The 3059-nt window shown below is 66.9% G+C and carries 4 protein-coding genes; 1 reads left to right on the top strand and 3 read right to left on the bottom strand.

Translation table 11 applies throughout. The annotated features are described in order from the left end of the window. The 3 genes from C1D09_RS26960 to C1D09_RS26950 all read right to left on the bottom strand — a co-directional run. Positions 1–114: DUF1275 family protein (locus C1D09_RS26960; RefSeq protein WP_143977099.1), on the bottom strand; the 114-nt coding region annotated here is incomplete at its 3' end. Then, on the bottom strand, positions 111–1244 hold the full coding sequence (locus tag C1D09_RS26955) for an NAD(P)/FAD-dependent oxidoreductase (protein WP_143977098.1): 1134 nt from the start codon (positions 1242–1244) through the stop codon (positions 111–113). The genes C1D09_RS26960 and C1D09_RS26955, both read right to left, overlap by 4 nt. Positions 1245–1391: 147 nt before the next feature. Beyond that, the gene (locus tag C1D09_RS26950) at positions 1392–2387 is read right to left on the bottom strand and encodes an ornithine cyclodeaminase family protein (protein ID WP_143977097.1); all 996 of its coding nucleotides are present in this window, start codon (positions 2385–2387) and stop codon (positions 1392–1394) included. 129 nt (positions 2388–2516) lie between these two features. Here C1D09_RS26950 and C1D09_RS26945 point away from each other — a divergent pair, with 129 nt between their 5' ends. Continuing rightward, positions 2517–2978, top strand: a complete 462-nt coding sequence (locus C1D09_RS26945) for an Lrp/AsnC ligand binding domain-containing protein (protein WP_143977096.1) — start codon at positions 2517–2519, stop codon at positions 2976–2978. The last annotated feature ends 81 nt before the right edge of the window (positions 2979–3059 follow it).

Here is a 3059-nt window from a genome sequence, read left to right as displayed (position 1 = left end):
GGTGACGAAATTCCCGGTCACATGCGCGGTGAACAGGCCTTGCAGCGCCAGGAAGCCGGCCGTGTCGACATAGCCGCCATTGAGGCTCAGCAGCAGCGGCAGCGCCGGCTTCACGGCGTCGTCGCCGGGACCAGGAAACGGTCGGGCGACAGTGCCGCGGCGGTGACGCCGAGGGCCAGGACATCATCCGGCAGGGGCTCGCCGCGCATCAGCGCCGCGCTCAGCCTGGCCAAGGTCAGCGACACCTGGAAACCATAGCCGCCCTGGCCGCCGAGCCAGAAGAAGCCGGGCAGGCGGGGGTCGAAGCCGGCGACCGGCGTGCGGTCCGGCGCGAAGGTGCGCAGGCCCGCCCATGGCGTCGACGGACGGCCGATGCGCATCGACGTCGCCTGCTCGATGCGGTCGACGGCGATGGCAACATCGATATCTTCCGGCCAGGCGTCGCAAGGCTCGGAGTCGGTCTCGTCGGCGAGCGAGCCGATCAGCCTGCCGGCGTCGGGCTTGAAGTAGAATTGTTCGTGCAGGTCGACCACCAGCGGCCAGCTGGCGATGTTGGTGCCGGCGGGCGGATCGAACAGGAAGGCGGTACGCCGCTTGGGCTGGAAGCCGAGGCCGCAGAGGCCGGCCATGCCAGCGACGACATCGACCCAGGCACCGGCGGCGTTGACGACGATATCGGCTGGATAGACACCGGCGCCTGTTTCGACCCGCAGGCCGTCGCCGCCGGACGAGATGGCGCGCACCTCCTCGCCGGTGCGGATCGTGCCGCCGCTGGCCTTCAGCGCCGAGGCGCTCGCCGCCAGCATCTTGCCGGTGTCGACATCCACCGCGTCCGGCTCATAGACGCCGCCGCAAGTGGCTTCAATGGCAATGGCGGGAACCAGCGCGTGGAGCTCGGCCGCCGACAGGCGGCGCACGCTGGGCACCAGCGCCTGCAATTCGCCGGCCAGCTTGTCGATCGCGGCGCCGTCGCCTTTCCAGCCGACATGCAGCGCGCCGCGCCGATGGGCGACGAAGCCACCTTCGACTATTTGCTGCCGGCTGGCCAGCGTCAGTGCGCGCACCAGCCGGTTGCCGTAGGTCTCGGTGAACAAGGCGGCGGACCGGCCGCTGGCGTGGTAGCCGAGATGCGGCTCGCGCTCGATGACGGTAACGGAGGCCCAATCCCGCACGGCCGCCGCAAGCGAAAGGCCGGCAATGCCACCACCGATGACGACGATTCTTCCGAGAGGATTCGACTGCATCCGGCAGTCGTAAAAATGATTTCGTATCCAGTCAAACGGCGCGACCTTCCCTCGGTCGTTCGCGCAGCCATTTCTACCCGTTCCAAGGGCAGAAATGGCCGGTGGGGCCATGAGGGCTGCGCTGGCCCCGACGATCGGCAGCGTCCTCTACAAGGTCACAGCCCGCCCCAGTCCTCGCCGAACCGCCTCGCGATAAGCAAGATCCGCCGTCACCAGGTCTTCCATGGCGACACCCATGGCCTTGTAGACAGTGACCTGGTCGGCGCTGATCCTTCCCGGCCGCAGCCCAAGCAGCATCTCGCCAAGCTCGGTTCCGTTTTGCGGATCGATGCCATCGAGTTCGCAAGAACCGACCGGAGTAGGCGCGAAGGCGTCCCGGGTCTCGACGAACAGGCTGGCCCGGCCGACAAGCTCGACCGGCAGCTCGCCGCCGGGGGGTGCTACGCCCACCGACGAGACATGCGTGCCGGGCCGCAGCCATTCGGCTGAGATCACCGGCTGGTAGGAATGCGTTGCCAGGCACACGACATCCGACGAGCGCACCGCGGCCTCGAGATCGGCGACGGCGACGACGCCCGGATGCCGCGCTGCCAGCGCCCGCGCGTCCGCGAACTCTTTCGAGGCGACGCGGATTTCGGTGAAGTCCCGCACCAGTGGCAGAAGGTGCAAGTGCTGGCCGGCCTGCACGCCGGCGCCGACCACCGTGGCGACCCTGGCGTCGCGGCGGGCCAGTTCCCGCACCGAGAGCACAGCCGAGCCGGAGGTGCGCACGGCGGTGATATAGGTGCCATCCATGACGCACACCGGCATGCCCGTTTCCGGGTCGAACAGATGGACGGTGGCGAGATGGCTGGGAATCGCCCGGGCGATGTTGCCTTCGAAGACGTTGACGATCTTCACCGTCAGATGCCTGCCCGCCATCCAGGCCGGCATCGCCAGCGAATAGCCGGCCCGCGGAATGTCGAGTTGTGGCCGCGGCGGATTCACGATCTCGCCGCCGGACAATGCCTTGAAGCCCTCCGCCAACACGTCGAGAAGCTGGCGCAGGTCGATGCACGTTTTCACCTCGGCTTCGCTCAGGATAAGCACGGCTGTGTCGCCCTTGGTCTGGGCGCTGCGGGTGGTCGATGTGGCTGATATCATGGGATTTGCCTTGGTCGGGTTGCGTTGCCCGCCCACGGTATTGCCACTAGACAGCGTGATGAAATATGCTGTTTTCGCGATTTTTGCGTGATAATCGCGCTATTGGTGGCCAGACAGTGTGAATTCCAAATGGACGATCTTGACCGCATCGACCGTTCGCTGTTGCGCTTGCTGCAGGAGGATGGCCGTCGCACGACGCTCGATCTGGCCGGCCGCGTCGGCCTGTCGCCGACCGGGGCGGCGCAACGCATCAAGCGGCTGTTCGCCGAAGGCTTCATCCGGGCCGTGCGGGCGGTTCTCGACCCGGCCCGGATCGGGCAGGCACAACTCGTCTTCATCGAAGTGCGGCTCGATCATACGGCGCCGCATGTCTTCGACCGTTTCGCCGAGGCGGTTGTGCGGGCGCCCGAGATCATCGAATGCCACATGGTGGTCGGCGGCTTCGACTATCTGGTCAAGGCGCGCATCCCCGACATGGCGATGTTCCAGGATTTCCTGCAGCGGGTGATCCTGCCGCTGCCCGGTGTCAGGGAGACGCATACCTACGCCTCGATCGCCAATGTGAAGCCGGACGCATTGCTGCCGATCTAGGTTTGGACTCACTGGCGCTGGGCCGTAGCCTGGACACCCGAAAGCGGACGTACCGAATTTCGTCCAGCCGGCGGCGCGCGG

Origin of the sequence: Mesorhizobium intechi (assembly GCF_002879535.1) — a bacterium.
GTDB classification, from domain to species: Bacteria; Pseudomonadota; Alphaproteobacteria; order Rhizobiales; family Rhizobiaceae; genus Mesorhizobium; species Mesorhizobium intechi.
This window is presented reverse-complemented; position numbering and strand designations above follow the sequence as displayed.